Annotated in this window: 16 protein-coding genes and 1 rRNA gene; 7 read left to right on the forward strand and 10 right to left on the reverse strand. The window is 62.9% G+C overall.

Going from position 1 to position 21,181, the window contains the following annotated elements; genetic code table 11:
* Positions 1-30: 30 nt before the first annotated feature.
* Together rrf and LQ788_RS03895 are read left to right on the forward strand one after the other, a co-directional pair.
* Positions 31-149 (forward strand): 5S ribosomal RNA (gene rrf / locus LQ788_RS03890).
* Between the two features lie 107 nt (positions 150-256).
* Positions 257-427 carry a hypothetical protein gene (locus LQ788_RS03895; RefSeq protein WP_231445421.1) on the forward strand — a complete coding sequence of 57 codons (171 nt, stop codon included), beginning with the start codon at positions 257-259 and terminating at the stop codon, positions 425-427.
* A gap of 735 nt (positions 428-1,162) precedes the next feature.
* Here the strand turns inward: LQ788_RS03895 and LQ788_RS03900 are convergent.
* Complete coding sequence (locus LQ788_RS03900) at positions 1,163-2,302, reverse strand: DUF6882 domain-containing protein (RefSeq protein WP_231445422.1); 1,140 nt, start codon at positions 2,300-2,302, stop codon at positions 1,163-1,165.
* 229 nt (positions 2,303-2,531) lie between these two features.
* On the opposite strand from LQ788_RS03900, the gene LQ788_RS03905 reads away from it, so the two are divergent.
* The 5 genes from LQ788_RS03905 (at position 2,532) to LQ788_RS03925 (ending at position 10,627) form a co-directional block, all read left to right on the forward strand.
* Complete coding sequence (locus tag LQ788_RS03905; protein WP_231445423.1) at positions 2,532-4,265, forward strand: ABC transporter ATP-binding protein; 1,734 nt, start codon at positions 2,532-2,534, stop codon at positions 4,263-4,265.
* Position 4,266: 1 nt separating this feature from the next.
* Positions 4,267-6,414: an ABC transporter ATP-binding protein gene (locus tag LQ788_RS03910; protein WP_317207059.1), complete on the forward strand. Its 2,148-nt coding sequence runs from the start codon at positions 4,267-4,269 to the stop codon at positions 6,412-6,414.
* Between the two features lie 395 nt (positions 6,415-6,809).
* Complete coding sequence (locus LQ788_RS03915) at positions 6,810-8,555, forward strand: hypothetical protein (protein ID WP_231445425.1); 1,746 nt, start codon at positions 6,810-6,812, stop codon at positions 8,553-8,555.
* Positions 8,556-8,877: 322 nt separating this feature from the next.
* Entirely contained in the window at positions 8,878-9,372 is a 495-nt protein-coding gene (locus tag LQ788_RS03920; RefSeq protein ID WP_231445427.1) for a peptidoglycan-binding domain-containing protein, read from the forward strand.
* Positions 9,373-9,901: 529 nt separating this feature from the next.
* On the forward strand, positions 9,902-10,627 hold the full coding sequence (locus LQ788_RS03925) for a hypothetical protein (protein ID WP_231445429.1): 726 nt from the start codon (positions 9,902-9,904) through the stop codon (positions 10,625-10,627).
* Positions 10,628-10,753: 126 nt separating this feature from the next.
* Here the strand turns inward: LQ788_RS03925 and purQ are convergent, their stop codons facing one another.
* The 9 genes from purQ to LQ788_RS03970 form a co-directional block, all read right to left on the reverse strand.
* Positions 10,754-11,491: a phosphoribosylformylglycinamidine synthase subunit PurQ gene (purQ, locus tag LQ788_RS03930; RefSeq protein WP_231445431.1), complete on the reverse strand. Its 738-nt coding sequence runs from the start codon at positions 11,489-11,491 to the stop codon at positions 10,754-10,756.
* Positions 11,491-11,745: a phosphoribosylformylglycinamidine synthase subunit PurS gene (purS, locus tag LQ788_RS03935; RefSeq protein ID WP_231445432.1), complete on the reverse strand. Its 255-nt coding sequence runs from the start codon at positions 11,743-11,745 to the stop codon at positions 11,491-11,493. Before purS ends, purQ begins: the two co-directional genes overlap by 1 nt.
* Before the next feature lie 146 nt (positions 11,746-11,891).
* A complete protein-coding gene (locus LQ788_RS03940) occupies positions 11,892-13,313 on the reverse strand; it encodes an NAD(P)/FAD-dependent oxidoreductase (protein WP_231445433.1) in 1,422 nt (473 codons plus the stop codon).
* A 148-nt stretch (positions 13,314-13,461) separates the two neighbouring features.
* Positions 13,462-14,325, reverse strand: a complete 864-nt coding sequence (locus tag LQ788_RS03945; protein WP_009881522.1) for an ABC transporter permease — start codon at positions 14,323-14,325, stop codon at positions 13,462-13,464.
* 1 nt (position 14,326) lies between these two features.
* Positions 14,327-15,313 (reverse strand): ABC transporter permease, encoded by a 987-nt coding sequence (locus LQ788_RS03950; protein WP_231445434.1) that lies wholly within the window; start codon positions 15,311-15,313, stop codon positions 14,327-14,329.
* Positions 15,310-16,473, reverse strand: coding sequence for a polyamine ABC transporter substrate-binding protein (locus LQ788_RS03955; protein ID WP_231445435.1), 1,164 nt, complete (start codon positions 16,471-16,473; stop codon positions 15,310-15,312). The genes LQ788_RS03950 and LQ788_RS03955 overlap by 4 nt, the downstream gene beginning before the upstream one ends.
* 1 nt (position 16,474) lies before the next feature.
* Positions 16,475-17,635 carry an ABC transporter ATP-binding protein gene (locus tag LQ788_RS03960; RefSeq protein WP_231445436.1) on the reverse strand — a complete coding sequence of 387 codons (1,161 nt, stop codon included), beginning with the start codon at positions 17,633-17,635 and terminating at the stop codon, positions 16,475-16,477.
* Positions 17,632-19,281, reverse strand: coding sequence for an amidohydrolase (locus LQ788_RS03965; RefSeq protein WP_231445437.1), 1,650 nt, complete (start codon positions 19,279-19,281; stop codon positions 17,632-17,634). Before LQ788_RS03965 ends, LQ788_RS03960 begins: the two co-directional genes overlap by 4 nt.
* An 82-nt stretch (positions 19,282-19,363) precedes the next feature.
* Positions 19,364-20,860 (reverse strand): aminobutyraldehyde dehydrogenase, encoded by a 1,497-nt coding sequence (locus LQ788_RS03970; RefSeq protein WP_231445438.1) that lies wholly within the window; start codon positions 20,858-20,860, stop codon positions 19,364-19,366.
* Between the last annotated feature and the right edge of the window lie 321 nt (positions 20,861-21,181).

The raw sequence follows: 21,181 nt of genomic DNA on the forward strand, positions 1-21,181 counted from the left end.
GTGATTCGGGTGGTGGTGGTTTGTTGGTTTTGCGGTGGTGATAGTGGTGGGGAAACGCCCGGTTAACCGTTCCGATCCCGGTAGCTAAGCCCATTCGCGCTGATGGTACTGCAACTTGGTGGTTGTGGGAGAGTAGGTGACTGCCGCAATATTCTTTGAGGTTGGCCATCCTGTCGTTGACAGGGTGGCCTTCCTGTTTTTGGTTGGGGGTCATTCCACATTTGTGGGGTGGCCCCTTCCCTGCATTCACAGGCGAATGCATGACCTAAAGGCACGAGTGATCGCTGGTCGGATCCTCTGGACCGGGCATTGGCTTCTGTGGGCCTGGCTTGCCGGCTACGTGCTCATCTTCGGTTGGTCGAAGGTGTTCCTCATGCAGATGGGGCGGGCCGACTACGCTGATGCCTCGTCCAATACGGCGAGGTGAACCCCATGGGACCGCTATGGCGTTTCATAGCCTCCTCTCCGTTCGTGCAGGTCCTCCCAGGTCTCGCCGAAGTCGCCGCCGCTGCCTTCCTCCTGTTCCGACTCACAGCGTGGCTGCGCGCCCTCCTGGCCGCTGTCGACATGACTGTCGTGTCTGTGCTCAACCTGACCTTCGACGTGCCCGTCAAGCAGCTCTCAGGCGTCATGGCGTTGGCAAGGATCATCCTCTTCATCCCCAACGTGCCTCGACTCTCTCGGTTCCTGGCGGGCAAACCCACGAGTTCGAGCGTGGCAGGGCGAATATTGAACCACCGCGTCTTCGTGGTGGTCACACGTTGGACCGGACCTCTGCTCGCATTCACAATGCTGCTCGGCTCCGGGGTCGCGATGGGCATGACGAGCGACTGGGGACAACTCGGTGAGCCGAGCGAGATCGCTGGCATCTACAGGGTCTCCCGGGACAGCCGTCCGGACTTCAGCGATTCTCAGCTCAGCCAGGCAGCCATTGGTCAACTGACGAAGGCTGGGACAGCAGCCGTCGGACTGCGATATGAGGACGAGGTGACTCTGAGCTACTCCACCGACGACTCCGGCGTCGTCAGACTCACTGGCCAGGGGCTGGATACAACTCTGACCCCTGATCCCTGGTCCGGAACGACGGTACCTCTTCGACCGCGACTTCAGTTGGGAACCGCGAGTGCCCATCAGCCGTTGATGGACACCCACCGTCCACGTATCAACGTCCGAAGAGCTTCGAGAACAGCCCCTTCTTCTTTTTCGGTTCCTCGGGCTTGGTCTCTGCCTCTTGTGCCTGGCGATCGTCTTCCTGCGCTTCGTCTGCAGCGGAGGCGGCCGGCTGTGACTCGGGAGCCGTCGGCTGGGCCTCTCCGGTGTCAGGTGTGGGACCAGCGGAAGCCGAGTCTCGTTCGCCACCGGCACCCGCCTCGGCGGGCGATGGGGTTGGGGCGGTCTCTGGTGGTGTCTCGGTGGTGGACTCCGCCGGCGACTGGGCAGAGGCATTTTCCGCCGAGGTGGAAGCGGCCGTGCTCGTGTCAGCGGCAGCCGGTTCAGAGACCGGGCTCGGCTCTGCAGGAACCGGCTGTGCAGCGGGCTCCCCGGCAGGAGTTCCGACAGCCTCGGCGTCTGTCGTGGATATTCCGGTGGCCTGTGCGTACTGCTGCGCGGCCTCACCCTCGAGAGGTGCGCCCATCTCGCAATTGGAGATCCGGCGTTCCTCGTCAAAGGACAGATCAGCCGACCCATCGGCGAAGAGCAGACGCAGACCGCCCTCGGGTAGTTCCGCGGTGGGAATACCGCGCTTGCTGACATACGCCACGAGTGCGGCGCGATGATCAGTCACCGTCGTCTGCGTCAGTCCCTGCATGAGGGCCCGAACAGTCGTCTTGACCTGAGGCTCGGGGAGCGTGAGCTCGGGAGCATCGACAAGCAGCCACACAGTCGTACCCGCGCCGGCAGCGGCCGGATAGTGCGCCCACTTTCCGGTGGCTTCCTTCGCCGCCAGTGTCAGGCGCAGCGCCAACTCCTCGTCGAGTGGGAGCTCTTCTGTGATCAGTTCGGCCACATCCTCAGTGGCACCGAACTTGCGGACCTCATGGGCGAGACTGACGACGGGTTCGGGGAATTCGTTGACATTGTCCCAACCCCACAGCCACGTGCTCTGCGCGCTCGACTCCGAACCAAGCAGATGCGGGCGACCTCGCAAGACGGTTCCCTCAGCTGAGGTGAAGGTCAGATGCGGATCAGAGGTGAAGTCGACCTCCCATTCGGCATCGGCGATGAGGGCGCCGAAGTGCGTCTGCATCTCGGTGGAGAAGAAGACGGCGCGATTGACGAGGTCCTGCAAAGTTGTGCTCATGATTTCAAGACTAGAGGTGTCCGTGCGATTAGCGAGGAGGCACGCCCAGCCACCGGTGAGGTCGGACCTGGTTTCACCCGCTCATGTCAGTGCCGCGTGGTGAACTGTCAGCACAGAAGAAGCAAGCCAGATCTATTGCTCGGAAGGGGAACGCATGTAAGATGGTCTGTTGCGCTTTTGAAATACTCAACGCCTTTTCGCGAACCACTCATATCACTGGACTTCCACCGTGGCCCTATTACGCCTGTCCCTGAAATACGCCCGATCCTATTGGCTCTACATCGTCTTCGTCGTCGTCCTGCAATTGGCCGCGACCATCGCAGCCCTGTTCCTGCCGAGCCTGAACGCGCAGATCATCGACCAGGGTGTTGCCAAAGGCGATACCGACTTCATCTGGTCGACCGGTATGACGATGATCATCGTCTGCCTCGTCCAGGTCGTCACCGCCGTCACTGCCATCTTCTTCGGTGCCCGCACCGGCATGGGAGTGGGGCGAGACCTACGCCGAGCCATCTACAGCAAGGTCGACGAACTCTCGACGCTGGAAGTCGGAAAGTTCGGCAGCGCCACCCTCATCACCCGCAACACCAACGACGTCCAGCAGGTCCAGATGCTTGTGCTCATGACCCTGAACTTCATGGTCTCCACCCCGATCATGTGCATCGGCGGAATCATCATGGCTCTGCGCGAGGACGTGGGACTGTCCTGGCTGGTGTGGGTGTCCGTGCCGGCGCTGTTCATCGTCGTCGGCATCCTCGTCTACCTGCTCATGCCGCTGTTCCGGCGGATGCAGGATCAGGTTGATGACATCAACGGTGTCCTCCGTGAACAGATCACCGGCATCAGGGTCGTCCGCGCGTTCGTGCGCGAACCCTTCGAAGCCGACCGCTACGCCGACGCCAACCGGGCACTGACGCTGACCTCAGTCAAGGTCGGCAACCTCTTCGTGCTCATGTTCCCTGCGATCATGATGATCCTTCACTTGGCGACGGCCGCCGTGCTGTGGTTCGGTGGCCACCGCGTCGACGCAGGCCAGATGGAAGTCGGATCGCTCACAGCCTTCCTGCAGTACCTCCTGCAGATCCTCGTGGCCGTCATGATGGGTGTGTTCATGATGATGATGATTCCCCGCGCCGTCGTCTGCGCTGAGCGCATCTCCGAGGTCCTCGACTCCACCTCGTCCATGACCATTCCACAGGGCGTCGACGAACTCCCTCGCCGAGGTGAGCTCGAGTTCCGCAATGTCACCTTCGGCTATCCCGGGGCTGAGGTTCCCGTCCTCGAGAACCTCAGCTTCACCGCTCGACCGGGCACGACGACTGCGATCATCGGTGCCACAGGTGCCGGCAAGTCCACCATCGTCAACCTCATTCCTCGTCTCCTCGATCCGCAGTCGGGTGAGGTGCTCATCGACGGTGTCCCCGTCAGTGCATTCAACCGGCACCAGCTGGCACAGCTAGTGGGTCTGGTGCCGCAGAAGCCGTATCTGTTCTCCGGCACGATCGCCTCCAACCTCCGGTTCGGAAACGAGTTCGCCGATGACTCGGAACTGTGGGAAGCACTGACCACGGCCCAAGCCGAGGACTTCGTCACCGACAAGACCGATCAGCTCGAGGCGGGTGTCGCCCAGGGCGGCACCAACTTCTCCGGCGGACAGCGGCAGCGGCTCTGCATTGCCAGAGCCCTGGCTGCGAAGCCGAAGATCTTCGTCTTCGACGACTCGTTCTCTGCCCTCGACGTCGCCACCGACGCCCGACTGCGCAGCGCCTTAGACGACACCACCGGTGATTCGACGGTGGTGGTCGTGGCTCAACGTGTCTCAACGATTCGAGACGCCGACCAGATCATCGTCCTCGACGAGGGCAAGATCGTCGGTCGGGGAACACACGAGGAACTCGTCGACGCAAACGAGACCTACCAGGAGATCGTCGAATCCCAGCTGGCCACCGAAGGGGTGAACTGACATGGCGAACAAGGAAACGACCACCTCGACGACATCTTCCACCTCAGCGGCGGCAGTCGAACCCGATACGACGCAGACCAGCGAAGAGGAGTACCTGCCCCAGGGCGATGACGGGGACATGTTCAGCGACACCCCAGCCCGGAAGGCCAAGCACTTCTGGCCCTCGGTCAAACGACTCTTCGGGCTGATGGCCACGGAGAAGCTCGGCCTCATCAACGTCGTGGCGCTCGTCATCGGCTCGGTCATCCTCACCGTCATCGCTCCGAAGGTGCTGGGCAAGGCCATGGACATCGTCTATTCCGGTGTCATCGGTTCACAGCTGCCAGCGGGAGCCGACATCGACGACATCATCGCCGGTGCCCGCGCCGAAGGCAGAGACGACTTCGCCAACATGCTCGCCACCGCAGAGGTCGTTCCCGGACAGGGCATCGACTTCAACGCGCTGGGCCAGATCATCATCATCGTCCTCCTCATGTACCTCGTGGCCTCGATGCTCATGTGGGCGCAGGGCTACATCCTCAACGCCCTCGTCATGCGGGTCGTCTACCGGCTGCGCGAAGACATCGAACGCACCATCAACAAACTCCCATTGCGATACTTCGACACCAGGCAGCGCGGTGATGTGATGTCGCGGGTGACCAACGACGTCGACAACATCCAGCAGGCACTGCAGCAGGCGTTCTCTCAGCTCGTCCAATCGGCGCTGACCATTGTGGGAATCGGCGTGATGATGTTCATCGTGTCCTGGCAGCTGGCGCTGCTGGCACTCATCGCGCTTCCGTTGTCCGCGGTCATCGCCGGAGTCATCGGCACCCGGTCGCAGAAGATGTTCAAGGCGCAGTGGAAACACACGGGCGAAGTCAACGGACACGTCGAGGAATCGTTCTCCGGCCTCGACGTGGTCCGTGCCTTCGGCCGTGACGAGGTCATGCTCGAAGAGTTCGACCGTCGCAACGAGTCCCTGTACCAAGCCTCGGCGGGTGCGCAGTTCGTGTCGGGCATGATCATGCCCGCGATGCAGTTCGTGTCCTACCTCAGCTATGTCCTCATCGCCGTCGCCGGTGGTCTCAAGGTGGCCTCGGGACAGATGACATTGGGTGACGCGACCGCGTTCATCCAGTACTCCCGTGAGTTCTCCCAGCCGATCTCGGAGATGGCAGGCGTGGCGAACATGCTGCAGTCCGGCGTCGCCTCGGCGGAGAGGACCTTCGAACTCCTTGATGCTGAGGAGGAAGAGCCCGACGACGCCCAGGAGACGCTGCCGCAGCGCACACCTGGCCGGGTCGAGTTCTCCGAGGTCAGCTTCCGCTACACCGAGGACACTCCACTCATCGAAAAGGTTTCGTTCACGGCCGAGCCCGGTCACACGGTGGCCATCGTCGGACCGACAGGGGCAGGCAAGACCACTCTGGTCAACCTCGTGATGCGCTTCTACGAGATCACCGGTGGTCACATCTACCTCGATGGCATCGATACCCAGGACCTGACCCGAGCCGACCTGCGATCCCACGTGGGCATGGTGCTCCAGGACGCATGGCTGTTCGAGGGCACCATCCGAGACAACATCCGGTACGGCAGACTCGATGCCACCGACGACGAGGTCATGGCCGCGGCTCAGGCCACCATGGTCGATCGCTTCGTGCGACAGCTGCCCGAGGGCTACGACACGGTCATCGACTCCGACGGTGGCAGCGTCTCCGCCGGTGAACGTCAGCTCATCACCATTGCGCGTGCCTTCCTCGCCGACCCGTCGCTGCTCATCCTCGATGAGGCGACCTCTTCGGTCGACACCCGCACCGAGGTGCTTGTCCAGCAGGCCATGGCCGCGCTGCGAACGGACCGGACATCGTTCGTCATCGCTCACCGCCTCTCGACGATCCGCGACGCCCACACCATTCTGGTGATGGAGGACGGAGCCATCGTCGAACACGGCAATCATGAGGAGCTGTTGGCTGCCGAGGGCGCGTACTACCGCCTCTACATGTCGCAGTTCCGCGGCGAAGATGCGGAGGAGCAATTCACCGCCGAGGTGCTTGCCGAGGCCGACACCGGAATCGTCGTCGACGATCACACCGGCACGGATGTCGTCGACGACACCGGTGACGTTGATGGCGCTGGTGACGCCATCGGTGCTGCCACCGAAACCTGAGCCCATTGCGAATGATGAATTGATCGCATCTGGCGAATCGGCCCCTGCAGCTTCGGCTGTGGGGGCCGAATCCATTCACTTCGGAGGTAACGATTTTCGGCCCCAGACGACTATCTCTGCACAATCGTGACATGGACTCGTCTGCGCTGATACGCAGTCTCCGGCGCTGGTCCTGGATCAAAAGACATGGTGGCTGGGGAGAGCTGGATCCGAAAGATGCAGGGCCGACTGCATCCCGGAGTAGAGCGAAGTCTCAAAGGGATAAACATTCCGGAATATCTCAATCACATTTCCGTCATGAACTAAAAGACCAAAAGTCGCGGCCTGCTAACTACGTACGTATGGTCCTTTTATCGCCGAACATGGCAGCCACTCAGTTCTCTGGAAGGAACATTATGAAACGGCTGGCACTTGCAGCAAGCATCGCCCTGGCAGTCTCCACCATGGGAGTCGATCCGGCGGTCGCGAACACAATGACGACAACCCAAGCCTCTGCCGCGCAAGAAGGCGCAGAGTCTCCCAGCGAAGTCCCCGCGGAGCCCGGTGAAGGCGACGATACCGGCGCCGACGCAGCCGACCCGGGCACAGGCACCACTGAAGCGGAGGGCGACGCTGAGGCCACCGAGCCGCCCACGGACGACGCAGCCGATCCGAACGCAGCTGACGATGGCGCAGCTGACGACGGCACGGAGGAAGACGGTGCCAACGACGGGGCAGAGGAATCCGCGGCGATCGAAGCCGGCTTCTCGCTTGAGAAGACAGAGATGACCGCCGAAGAGATCGGTGACCCCAACCAGGGCATCCGATACACCATCGATCCTCTGAAAGCTGGAGACGTCGTCACTGCTGAACCGGGTGAGGACACGTCGACGACCGTTGAGAGTGACGGTGCCTTCACCGGAACGATCCTCGGCAATACCGAGCTCAAGGCAGGCGACACGCTCAGTGTCACAGTCACTGTCACCCGCGCCGGTGAGGAGCCCAAGACCTTCAGCGGCAGCGTCACCGTCGTCGCACCCGATGATGAGGAGGCAGAGGCTGACCTCACGGTCTCGCCGAAGACTCAGAACCTGGACGACTTCATGAACGATGGTGTCCAAATCACCCTCGTCAACTGCGTGGTTGATGAAGAAGTCAATTTCCGCATCACTCGCCAGGGCGACCCCGACACCACCATTTGGGAGGATTCGCAGATGGCCGGTGAAGATGCTGCCGGATTCACCACCTTCATCCCCGGTACTGGCGGTGACGGCTGGGTCGGTGACTTCGTGGTCACGGCTTCGTGCGGGGACAAGAGCGCGGAGACGACCTTCACCGTGACCGATGATGACGGAGATGAGTCGAACGCGGATCTCACCGTGTCGCCCAAGACTCAGGGGCTGCAGGACTTCCTCGAGAACGGAGTCCACCTGACGTTCGTCAACTGCCATGTTGACGACGAAGTGAACTTCCGAGTGAGCACAAAGCGTGATCCTGACACCACTGTGTGGGAGGAATCGCAGGAAGCAGGTGAGGATGCCGCCGGGTCCGTGACCTTCGTCCCCGACGGTGATGGCGGAACAGGGTGGGTCGGTGAGTTCCTCGTCATGGCCTCGTGCGGGGATAAGAGCGCGGAGACGACCTTCACTGTGACCGCCGACGAAGACTCCGGTTCCGAGGCGAAGCTCTCCATCGATCCGGAGAAGATCTCCGCAGTTGACTTCATCAACCCCGACAAGGGTGTGACGATCACAGTCACCGAATGCGAACCGGGCAGTGAGGTCAAGTTCGAGGTCTGGGGCCTCGAACCCAGCGGAAAGCTCTTCGAACAGAGTGCCGAGGCGAATGAGAATTCAGCCGCCTCTGTCCATATCTACGGGCTCGGCGAGGATCCCGCTCCCTACGTCGGCACCTACAAGGTGTTCGTGCAGTGTGCGGACCAAGAAGAACTCGAAGGCGATATCCTCGTCACCAGCGGTGGCGTCACCAACGGTGGCAGCGACAACGGCGGTGATTCCGGCGAAGGCGATGATTCCGGAAATGCCGGCTCGATGCCTCGCACCGGTGCTGAGATCACCGGACTCGCGGCGGGCGCCGCGCTGATTCTGGGAGGCGCGGTGACGATCCTCTTCGCTCGCCGCAAAGCTCAGTCCGGGCAGTGATCGGTGACCCGGCGGGTTGGTGACTACTCCCGGCCCGTCGGCGCGAATCGATACTGACCCAAGGGCATTCGGCCCCGGTACACCGACTCATCGAATCTGCCGATGAGCCAGTGCACCGGGGCCGAACTGCGTGCCATCACTCAAACAGCGAAACTGTGCCGACAGCATGTCGCGGGCACGCCGTGTGAGTCACGTCGGACCCTTGTCGCAAGCAGAACAGCGGTCATAGATTGACGTTCGTGGCGGCAAGGCTGCTTCCACAAATATTTACAGCCGGTGCTTCTGACATCGTGGATCCATCGGCACCGATTGAGGAGGAAACATGTCCAATCCTGGCCAGCCCATCATCAGCAGAGGGTCTCAAGGCGACGCCGTCAAGAGGGCACAGCGAGCACTGCGCAGAGTGCCGGACCATTCGGTCGAGGTCGACGGAATATTCGGAGCCGTCACGGAAGAAGGGGTCAAGAACTTCCAGAGAGAAGCAGGACTGGATGTTGATGGCATCGTCGGCGAAGACACCTGGGAAGCACTGCCTGATGGCGGACCGATGCCTGTGCTCAAAGAAGGCTCGACCCATGATGCCGTCGCCGATCTGCAGGAAGTGCTGAAGAACGGCTCGGTGGAGGGAGACTGGCCCTCACCAGGGGAACCCGACGGCAACTTCGGAAGCGAGACCAAGGCTGCCGTGGAGGGCTTCCAGAAGTGGGGTGAGGCCGACGTCGACGGCGTCGTCGGTGACGAGACGTGGTCGGTCGAGATGCATGCTGCGTCAGCGACTCTCGAGACGGCAGTCGGCCTCAAATGGGTGGAGGACTGACTCGGATTCAGGCACGAGCTGCTTGCCCGCGTGCTCGGATCCGCTGCAGGCTCCACTACTGTGCTCACTGGTCTGGGCCCGCCCAGCAGTGAGCACAGCAGTGGACCGAAACAGTCCATAACAATCGGATCGCGCGTGACGCGCAAAGAAATCAGCGTGTGACCTCGCAACTGTGCACCACATGAGTACCGACTGTGCCCGGTTCACGTGCAGCGACGTGCAGAAGCAGGGCTCCACCTCGCATCCATGACTGCGGCAACGTACTGAACAGGAACGACGAAGCGCTTCGGGACGCTGCGCGAACTGGTTTGGGTTCAGAGATCTCAGTCCCGACTCAGCCTCAGCTCAGCTCGACGGTGAGCAAGTCTCATTGTCATCACAGAGTGACAGATCCGTCATGACAGCCCTGTCATGACCACAATGAACACAACTCCACAACCCACATCCATCCTTCGTAGTGTCACTGGCATAACCGAATACGGCAGACGTACTTGGCAAGGACCCATGATTCGAAAGAAGGATGATCACCATGAAGAAGCTCGCACTTGCAGCCACCGTCGCCCTCAGTATCACCGCGCTCGGAGCAGGCCCAGCGGCCGCTGCCGGACTCGGCAACACACCCGATAGAAACGGTGGTGCGGATAAGGCCTCCGCGTCAGACAAAGAAGACTTGGCCGTGAGATACGCGACGATGACACCGTACGAAGTCTCGCACGGCAAGGGCATCGAATACACCGTCGACGGGCTCGAAGCTGGGGACGTCGTCACCACGAGTTTGAACGACGAGAAATCCGTGGTGGAGAAGGACGGGCCCTTCGACGGAGCTGTCGTGGTGGACGAGGTGCCCAAACTGGGCGTCTCTTTCACGGTCTCTGTTGAACGAGACGGCGAGAGGGTGAAGGAGATGACCGCCAGAGTCGACCTCATCGAGGGCGACCGCGGTGAATACAAAGATGGCACTCTGTTGGTGAGCCCGGAGCCGGAGACGAACGACACGGTGCTCAGCGGGCCCGGAGTCAATCTCACAATGGTCAACTGCGAGGCCGACGATGAGATCCGTTTCCGAGTATTCAAGAAGAATGCGGATGGTCAGACGAAGGTCTGGGAAAAGAGCCAACTCGCTGGTGAGGATGAGGCCGCGTCAGTCCGATACCTGGCGGATTCAGACAAGGACCTGTGGGGCAAGTACGTCATCACTGCAGAATGCGGCGACCTCGAGGACTCAGTGCCGCTGACGGTGTACATCGATAACTAAGGGGCGGTGATCACATCAGCTGGCAACAGGATGGAAATGACACCAAGTCCCGACGCCCGGCATGTTGCCGTGGAGTCGGGACCTGGTGTCGTCAGCCTGCCAGTATTGCCGGGTCAGTCGGTGAGGTCAGCCCTTGACCAGAGTGCGAACGGCAGAGGAGAAGAACCCCTGACCGTCGATGCCGCCACCGTCTTCGGGGCCGAAACCGGCCTCGACAGCGTGTTCAGGGTGAGGCATGAGTCCGACGACGTTTCCGGCTTCGTTGGTGATGCCGGCGATGTCGCGAAGAGAACCGTTGGGGTTGAGCCCCTGGTAGCGGAAGACCACACGACCAGTGCCCTCGAGTTCGTCGAGGACCTCATCGGTGGCAACGAACCCGCCTTCACCGTTCTTCAGCGGAATGCGAATGGTCTGGCCCTGTGTGTAGTCACCGGTCCAGGCGGTATTCGTGTTCTCCACGACCAGTTCCTGGTCACGGCAGATGAAATGCTGGTGGTCATTGCGGATGAGGGCACCGGGCAGCAGGTGTGATTCGCACAGGATCTGGAATCCGTTGCAGATACCCAGAACCGGCATTCCGGCATTCGCGGCCGAGACCACGGCCTCCATGATCGGAGCGAAGCCCGCGATTGCACCGCAGCGCAGGTAGTCCCCATAGGAGAACCCGCCGGGCAGAATGACACCGTCGACACCGGCAAGCGTGGAATCTGCGTGCCAGAGGTTCACCGGTTTCGCGCCGGCAAGACGAACGGCACGTGCGGCATCACGATCGTCGAGCGTCCCGGGGAACGTCACAACACCGATCGAAACTCCGGACTCAGCACCAGCCTCGGCGACGGTGGGGTCGTTGGCGACTGCGGTCATCAGGCTTCCTCGACGGCGCGAACGGCCACGACGTTTTCGATGACCGGGTTCGACAGGAGCTTCTCTGCAGCTTCGCGAGCCTGCGCGAGAACCTCCTCGGTGGCCTCACCCTCGACTTCGAGTTCGAAGCGCTTTCCCTGTCGTACCTCACCGAAACCGGTGAAGCCGAGTCGGGACATTCCACCGGAGATCGCCTTACCCTGAGGGTCAAGAATCTCGGGTTTGGGCATCACCTCAACGACGACACGTGCCATGCGTGTTCTGCTCCTTCAAGAAAGTGTTCGGGAGTTCCTCCCGCGCTCGCTCAAAGTCTATCAAGCACGGAGGGAACTCCCGCCTTCGGTCCGAGCTGCGGACGCCACGAACCGGACGCCACGAACCGCGGACCCCACAGTCAGCCTCAGGAGTCGAATCCCATGCCCACTGCGTCGAGGGCCTTGAGCAGCGGACCGCGCCGGCCCTCGTTGCCGTCGGCCTTGATGAGGGCATTCGTCGTCATCTGGATGCCCAACCAGGCCACTGGCTCAGGTGGGAAGGGCAGAGGGAGCTTGCGCACCATCTCCAACTGGGTCAGCTCGGTGTCCTGCCCAGACAGCAGGTCGAGCATGACGGTGCCCGCGAAGCGCGAGGCGCCCACGCCGAGTCCGGTGAAGCCGGCGGCCATGGCGACCTTCTTGCCGTAGGCCGTGGTGAAGAAGGAGAAGAACCGCGAACAGGTGTCGATGGGCCCACCCCATTTGTGGGTGAACTTCACTGACTGAAGCTGGGGGAACGTCTTGTAGAAGTGCGCGGCCAAGGTCTCGAAGGTCTCAGCCCGCTGATCGTACTTCCACGACACCTGCCGCCCGTAGTGGTAGACAGCGTCCCACCCGCCGAAGAGAATCCGGTTGTCTGCCGACAGTCGGTAGTAGTGGAATCGGTTCGCACAGTCACCGATGCCCTGCCTGCCGTCCCAGCCGATCGATGTCAGCTGCTCATCGCTCAGCGGCTCGGTCATCAGAGCGTAGTCGTAGACCGGGACCGTGTGCAGGCTGACGCGTTTGAGCAGCGAGGGGAAGACGTTCGTCGCCAGGGCCACCCGCTTGGCGGTGATGATGCTGCACGGAGCGCTTGCACAGTCCTCCAGCGCCTGGGACGTCACCAGGGTTGTGATCTGCACGTTCGTCTTCCGGTCACTGACATCGGTGACCTTCGTGCCTTCGAAGACCTCGACGCCGAGTTCCCGGATGACCCGCAGCAGCTCCCAGCACAGTTTGGCCGGGTTGACCATCGCAACCTCGCGAGAGTCCCAGAGTGCACCCTTGTACGTCGGCGACTTCACGATCTGCGCCAACTCCTGCTGATCGTAGAAGATGAAGCCGGCCTCGGGATCATGAGCCTCTCGCAGCTCGGGAACCTGGTAGTCCTCGGTGGCGACGTCGAGCTCACCGGTGCGTTCGAACTCGACGTCCATGCCGTACCGGGTCACAGCCGCTTCGATCTCGTTGAGGTTGTCCAACCCCAGCTGCGCCAGACGCTCGTTCTCAGCGGGCAGATGGGACTCACCGTTGTCATAGCCGTGGGTGAGGCTGGCGGCGCAGAACCCTCCATTGCGCCCCGAGGCGGCCCAGCCGATCGAATTCGCCTCCACCAGGACGACGTGGCGCCCGGGATCGCGTTCCTTCGCCTGCAGCGCCGTCCACAGACCGGTGAAACCACCTCCGACGATGACGAGGTCGGCCTCGAGGTCACGAGTCAGCGGCGGGAGGGGCTCGGGACGCTGATCGGAATCGAGCCAGAACGGCACGGTGGATGCGTCGGCCAATGCGGCGGTGACGTCCATGTCATTTCTCCTTCTGCCCGGCGGCGTTCATCAGGCCAGGCGACAATCTTCGCAGTGTGAGCGTGTCACAGAATTCGGGTGATGGTGAAGTGAGACGAACCGAACCGGAGTGCGGAACCGGGCCCCACCTCGGCGAGGGTGCCGGGGATCAGCCGGCCATCGTCTTGATGATCTCTGTCGAACTTCCACCCGCCTTGCGCAGCACGAAGCCGACGAAGGCCAGGGCCAAAAGGGTGAGGAGGAACATCAGGGTCGAGATCGCTGCGACCTCGGGGCGCAGGGCCACCTTCACCGCAGAGAAGATGTAGACCGGCCACGGGGTGTAGCCGGGCTGCTGCACGAAGCTGGAGAGGATCGTGTTGTCGAGGCTGACGGTGAACGACATCAGCGCACCGGCGAGGATGCCGGGAGCAGCGATGGGCAAGGTGATGTCCTTGAACCGATTCCACGGGGTCGCGCCCAGGTCAGCGGCCGCATCCTCGAGCTGCGTGTCCATGCCCGCCAGCCGAGCCCGGACGATGAACGTCACGATCGCCATGGAGAACATCGAGTGGGAGATGATGAGTCTGACCAGACCGTTGTTCAACGGTGTGATGCCCCAATCGACGCCGACGGTGACGAACCACGGCAGGAACGCGATGCCGTCGACGATCTCGGGTGTGACCAGCGTGAGCCCGAGGATCGCGGTCAGACCCAGGGCCCACCATGCGCCCTTCGGGGCGCGGGCCAGAGCGACACCGCCGAGGGTGCCGAAGATCGTTGACACGAGCGCCGCGCCCACCGCGGCCTGGAGGCTGGTGACGACCGAGGAGATGATGACGTCGTTGTTGATCCCGGAGATGTAGGCGTCGAGGCCGAAGCCGCGGAAGTTCGCCAGCACCTTGCCGGTGTTGAACGAGTACGCGATGATCACCGCGATCGGGATGAACAGGTAGGCGAAGACCAGGATCCCCCAGACGTGGAGACCGATGTCCGTCGGGGTGCGACGAGCGAACGTATTCTTCTTCGACATCTCAGGCCCTCCCATCTTTCAGCGGCACACTGCCCAGCTTCGCAGCGATCGCCTGCCCGAGTTTGAGCAGACCGAAGCCGACCCCGACGACCACCAGGGTGGCAAGAATGAGGATCACCGCCATCGCCGCGCCGACGGCCCAGTTCTGGGCCGTATTGAATTGGTTGGCGATGAGCTGACCGATCATCGACCCGCTCGCCCCGCCGAGGACGGTGGCCGTGACGTAGTCACCGTTGAGCGGGATGAACACGAGCAGGCACCCGGAGACGACTCCGGGCATCGCCATCGGCAGGGTCACGCGCAGGAACGTTGTGACCTTGCCCGCGCCGAGGTCGTAGCTGGCCTCTCGCAGCTTCTGACCTGCGGAGTCGATGGCCACGAAGAGCGGCAGGATCATCAGCGGCAGATAGTTGTAGACGACACCGATCTGCACAGCCGTGCGTGTGTAGAGAATGTCCAGAGGCCCATCGAGCATCCCCAGGCCCTGCATCCAATTGGACAGGAAGCCGTCGGGGGAGAGCATGATCTGCCACCCCAGGGTGCGGACCAGGAAGTTCGTCCAGAACGGCACCATGACCAACGCCAGAGCCAGCGACCGCCTGGCCGGTGAGACCTTGATGGCCAGCCAGTAGGCGAACGGCAGAGCGATGATCAGGCACAGGATCGTGCCGACGATCGAGATCCGCAGGGTCGCGAAGAACGTGGACACGAAGCTGGCGGACATGGCATCGGGGTACCGGCCGAAGGAGAGCTTGTCCGTGGCCACGGCCGTGAACTCGTCGGGTTTGTAGCCGAAGCTGTAGAAGATGACGAGAGCGACGGGAATGATGAAGAAGAAGAGCGCATATGCCCAGGTCGGAAACGACAGGGCCGAGGCGCCGAAGAACTTCGCCGACATTCCGCCGGGCTTGGTCGGTCGTTGAGTCCTTCGACTCGGCCGTTGCGTGGTCGGATCCTTCTCGTTTGGTGTGGCTGCCTGCGTGCTCATGCTCCGCTCCTTGCCTGCGCATCGGCGTAGATCTTCGTGCGGATCTGATCGGCCGGGGTCTGCTTGCTGGGTTCGAGTCGGTCGAGGACCTTCTGGGCGGGGAAGATGAGCTCCTGCTGATCGAGGTCGGCTTCCTTCGCCTGCTCGGCCAGTCCCTTCGTGCCGATGGGGTAGCCGATGTAGTCGAGCTGTTCGACCGCGGTCTCCGGCGAGATCATCTGGTTGATGAAGGCGTGCGCGGAATCGGGGTGCGGGGCTCCGGTGGCAATGGCCCAGCAGTCCGTCCACAGGTTCGCCGAGGGTGTCGGGAACACGAACTTCCAGTTCTCGGGATCGGATACTTCGCTCAGTCCCTGCCGGGCGTCACCGTTGAAGGCCTGCAGCAGTGAGAAGCTGCCCTGGATCATGCCCGTGGCCGCGTTGCCGATATAGGCCTTCGTGTTCGGCGCCAGCTGGTCGAGGATGATCGAGCGCGCCTTCTCGAGTTCCTTCTCGTCCTGGGTGTTGAGGCTGTATCCCTGCGCCGCGAGTGCGATGGCCGAGACCTCCCACGGGTCCTCGAGCAGTGAAGTGGTCCCGGCGGCTTCCTTCTGTGCGACATCGATGAAGTCCTGCCAGCTGCTCATGTCGCGGGTGATCTTCTTCGTGTTGTAGACGAATCCGGTGGTGCCCCAGGCCTTGCAGATCGAGTACTTGTTGTCGGGATCGAAGTACTGGTTCGTGAAGTTCGGATCCATGTGCTCGAAGTTCGGGATCATGTCGAGGTTGATCTCCTGGAGCAGATTGTGTTTGAGCATCTGCGGAATATTCGATCCGGTCGGCACCACAACGTCATACCCAGACGTTCCTCGCGAGGTTGAGAGCTTCGCGATGAGCTCCTCGTTCGAACCGAAGGAGTCGACCTGGACGAGGACATCGTTCTTGTTCTTGAACGCGTCGATGAGGTCCGGGTTGTCGTAGTCGCCCCAGGAGTACATGTTGAGCTTCGACTCGAGCTCGCCGTCGGTGGGAGGCGACTTCGCCATCGTCGTGTTCCGGCCGCAGGCGCTCAGCGCACCCAGACCGACGACACCGAATCCGGCCAAGAGCGCTCGCCTGCTCAGCCTCGCCGATGCGGCCCGGGGCGCCAGGAAGCGCACGTCGGGAATCCTGCCCGCCATCTCAGACACCGCCCTCGTAGTCGTAGACGGCCACGTCGTCGGCATTCCAACTCAGGTCCACCTCGGCGTCGGCAGCCAGCAGCTCATTGCCGGCCGCCGGCACCCGGGCCAGGAGCTCATCGTTGTCCCCGGCCACGAGCATGTACTGGATGACGTCGCCGAGGAAGGACACCGACAGGATGCGACCGCGGGCGGAGTTCGCGGCCAATTCCCCGGTCCCGGCGGGGGCCACGCGCATGCGTTCGGGGCGGATGGCGGCCCGCACCTTGTCCCCGACGCTCAGCGTCGATGCCGACCCCGTCGCCGAGGCGGGTCGGATGTCGAGGGTGGGTGTTTCCATGACAGCGTTCGCCGTTCTCAACGTCGCGGTGGAACCGTTGATCTCGGTCACCTCGGCGGGGACGAAGTTCTGCTTGCCGATGAAGCCGGCCACGAAGCCGTTGACCGGGTTCGCGTAGATGTCCTCACCGGTTCCGATCTGCTGGATCACGCCGTTGTACATGACCACGATGCGATCGCTCATCGCCAGCGCCTCGTCCTGGTCGTGGGTGACGAAGACGAAGGTCGTGTCCAGGCGGGTGTGGAGGCGTTTGAGTTCGAGCTGCATCTCCTCACGCAGCTTCCGGTCCAGGGCCGACATCGGTTCGTCGAGGAGGAGGACCTGGGGTCGGTTGACCAGGGCTCGGGCCAGGGCGATGCGCTGCTGCTGACCGCCGGAGAGCTGTTCGGGTTTGCGCCCGGCGAAGTCCTCCATCTGCACCAGGGCGAGAACCTCGCGGACCCTCTCGGTGATCTCGGACTTCGGGGTCTTGGACTGTTTGAGACCGTAGGCGATGTTGTCGGCGATGTTCATGTGCGGGAACAGCAGGTAGGACTGGAACACCGTGTTCACCGGGCGCTTGTGCGGTGGGAGGCTGACGATGTCCTTTCCCGAGAGCAGGATCGCCCCGTCGGTGGGAGCTTCGAAACCGGCGATCATGCGCAGCAGGGTCGTCTTGCCGCAGCCGGAGGGGCCCAGCAGGGAGAGGAACTCGCCCTTGCGCACCGACAGGTCGAGCCTTTCGATCGCGGTGTTGTCACCGAAGACCTTCTTCACCCCCTGAACTTCCAAGTGCTGAAGCTGTGTGGGCGCCGGTGCATCGGGAGTGGCTGTCGTGGTCATGATTGCCTTTCAGCGGTGGTGGCGTCGTGGACGATGCGGCCGCCTGCGATCGTCATTTCGTTGTGCACCTCGGCCAGTCTCAGCGGCTCGAGGTCGAAGGGGTCGGCGCTGGCCAGTGCGAGGTTCGCGATCTGGCCGGTGCGGATTCTGCCGTTGGCCTCCGAGCGCAGCAGGTGCGCGGACCCGGAGGTGTAGGCGCGCAGCGCGGTGGCCAGGTCGATGGCCTGTTCGGGCAGGAGCGGGGCCGGGTCGCCGGCATCGGGGTGTGAACGGTTCACAGCGACGTGGATCGCCTCCCAGGGATTCGGTGTCGACACAGGCCAGTCTGAGCCCATGGCCAGGTGAGTCCCGGCATGGGCGAAGGACTTGAACGGGTAGAGCCAGGTGCTGCGTTCGGCCCCGAGGTAGGGAAGATTGAGGTCGAGCAGCTGCTGGTCGTGGCATGCCCACAGGGCCTGCAGGTTCGCGGTGATTCCGAGCTGGGCGAAGCGGGGAATGTCGGTGGGGTCGACGACCTGAACGTGGGCGATGTGGTGCCGGCGGCTGCTGTCCCCGCGTGCGGTGGTGCCCGGGTTGGACTCGATGGCGGCGAACGCGTCGAGGGCCGCCCTATTGGCCGCATCGCCGATCGCATGGCAGTGGATGTCGAAGCCGGCCGCGTCGAGGGCGGCGAAGGATCGGTGCAGGTGCTCGCGGGTGAAGTAGCTGGTGCCGAAGCCACCGCAGGGGCAGGCGTACTCACTGCTCATGGCGGCCGTGCGAGATTCGACGATTCCGTCGAGCATGAACTTCACCGAGGTGGTGCGGAACTGTCCCTGTTCTCGCCGCTGCCTGACCAGGGCTGCGACCTGGGCGTCGATGTCGTCGACGTCACGGGGCCACCACAGACTCCCGACCACCTCGGCGGTCAGTTCGCCTGTGTCCTCTGCTTGGACGTAGGCGTCGAAGGGGGAGCGGTGCCCGGAGTAGTCGCCGACGATGGCGTCCATCCATGCGGTGACGCCGAAGGCATGGAGAAAGGACTGCCCGGCGAGGAGTCCGGCGCGGACGGTGGCATCGCTGGCGTCGGGGACGTGGATCGAGACGAGGTCCATGGCAGATTCGTGCAGGCACCCGGTCGGTGTCCCGGATTCGTCCTTCTCGATGACGCCGCCAGGCGGGGTGGGAGTGGAGTCGTCGAGTCCGGCGAGGTCCATGGCCCTCGAGTTCACCCACGCCGAATGATGGTCGGCGCTGAGGAGGATGATGGGGCGCTCGGGACTCAGCTCGTCAAGGATCGCAGCACTCGGTGCCCCGCCGGGGAAGTCGGACATCGACCATCCGCCGCTGGTGACCCAAGAGTTCGCTACGGCAGACTCGGCCGTTGCGGCCAAGTAGTTGCGGATGACGTCGAGCGAGGCCTGCAGACCCTGGGCTTCGCTGAGGTCACAGGCCAGGGACTCCTGCCCGCCGAAGGTCGTGTGCACATGGGCGTCGACGAACCCGGGGGTGATGAGCTTGCCCGTGGCCGTGATCGTGTGTTCGGCCGGGTCTGCGGCGGTTCCGGTGCCGATCTCGGTGATGATTCCGTCGCGGATGCTGATGCGGTTCGCAGGCAGGACGGAGTCTCCGTCGAAGATGCTGACGTCGAGAACGTCGAGGTTCATGATCCCTCCCGACTTCCTTGTCGAAGGTGAGGCCGGCGCGCCGTACGCGCCCGCCTGGCTGTCATTGTATGTGCACCAGTGCTCAGGACGTGAAGATCGTGTCCTGCCATTCGTGGTGCGGGTCCTCGTGCTGGTCGATGAACACGTGCTTGACCTGCGTGTACTCATCGAATGAGTACTGGCTCATATCTTTGCCGAATCCGGAGGCCTTGTACCCGCCGTGTGGCATGTCGGAGACGATCGGAATGTGCTCGTTGATCCACACGCACCCGGCTTCGATGTCGGCCGCGGCGCGCATCGTGCGGTTCGTGGTCGTCGTCCACGCGCTCGCCGCCAAGCCGTACGGGGTGTCGTTGGCCAGTTCGATGGCCTCATCGTCGGTGTCGAAGGCGAGAGCGACGAGGACGGGACCGAAGATCTCCTCACGCCACACCTCGGCGTCGGTGTCGATTCCACTGATGAGCGTGGGCGCATAGTAGGCCGTTGACTCGGTATTCCCGGGCAGGGCCTCGCCGAGGTGGTTCGTCGTCGGGATCGCTCCGCCGCAGTGGATCCGGGCCCCGGTTTCGCGGGCCCGGTCGACGACCTCGGCGACCCGTGAACGGTGGGTCAGGGAGATGAGAGAGCCCATGTCGGTGGCGGGGTCAGTCGGGTTGCCCACGCGCACGCCGCTCATGAGTTCGGTGACGCGATCGGTGAAGGCGGTGAAGTGCTCGCGGGCGACGATGGCCCGTGTGGCCGCGGTGCAGTCCTGACCGGAGTTGATGAGCGACCCTGCCACGGCGCCACGTGCGGCGGCCTCGATGTCGGCGTCGTCGAAGACCACGAACGGGGCCTTGCCACCGAGTTCGAGGTGGACGCGGGAGCCCTTGGCCGCGGCGAGTTCCATGATGCGCCGGCCGACCTTCGTCGAGCCGGTGAACGAAGACATGACGACGTCGGGGTGGGTGATGAGCGCTTCCCCGGCTTCGAGCCCATCACCGGCGATGACGTTGATGACACCGGGGGCGAATCCTGCCGCGGTGGCGGCCTCGGCGAGGATGAGCGAGGTTCCCGGAGTCATCTCCGAGGTCTTGAGCACGATCGTGTTGCCGGCCGCGACGGCGGGGAAGATCTTCCACGCGGCCATCTGCAGCGGGTAGTTCCACGGGGCGATCGAACCGACGACGCCGAGGGGTTCGCGCCGGGTCATCGACGTCGACTTCTCCCAATAGGTGCCGGCGGCTAAGCCGGTGAGCTGCCGGGCGGCACCGGCGAAGAACTTCGCATTGTCGATGGAGCCGGGCACGTCGAATTCCTTGGCCAGGCGGATGGACTTGCCCGTCTGTATGGACTCGAGTTCGGCGAGTTCGTCTGCGCGAGCCTCGAGCTGGGTGGCGAGACCGAGCATCAGCTCCGCACGTTCGCCTGGAGTCAGTGCCTTGAATGCGGGGTAGGCGGCTTTCGCCGAGGCGACGGCTTCGTTGACGTCGGCAGTGTTCGCGAGTGTGTACTCTCCGGTCGTCTCACCGGTGGCGGGGTTGACGAGGGTGAAGGGTCTGCCGCTGCCTTCGTGATAGCTGCCATTCCAATAATGCATATCGTCACTTCCAACCGTGTTGCATGTCTGCGTGTGGGCCTGTGTGGGGCCGTGTGGGGCTGTGTGGACCCTTGTGGGGCCGTGTGGCCCTGGTCACACAGAATAGCGGAACCGGTGGGGTGAATCCACCGATTCCGTTGTATGAGATGGTTTCGAGTTGAAAACAATGACTAGTCAGCATATTTCCCTGCTGAATCAGTGGTCACGTCTGCGATATTCGCGCGATGTCGTTGGGTGAGGTGAGGGTCAGGGTCGGGGTCAGCCCGCCCCGCGAAACAACGCCGCACCGCCGTAACCACTGCGTGCAGCGGTGTATCGGCG

Origin of the sequence: Brevibacterium zhoupengii (genome assembly GCF_021117425.1) — a bacterium.
Classification (GTDB): Bacteria; Actinomycetota; Actinomycetes; order Actinomycetales; family Brevibacteriaceae; genus Brevibacterium; species Brevibacterium zhoupengii.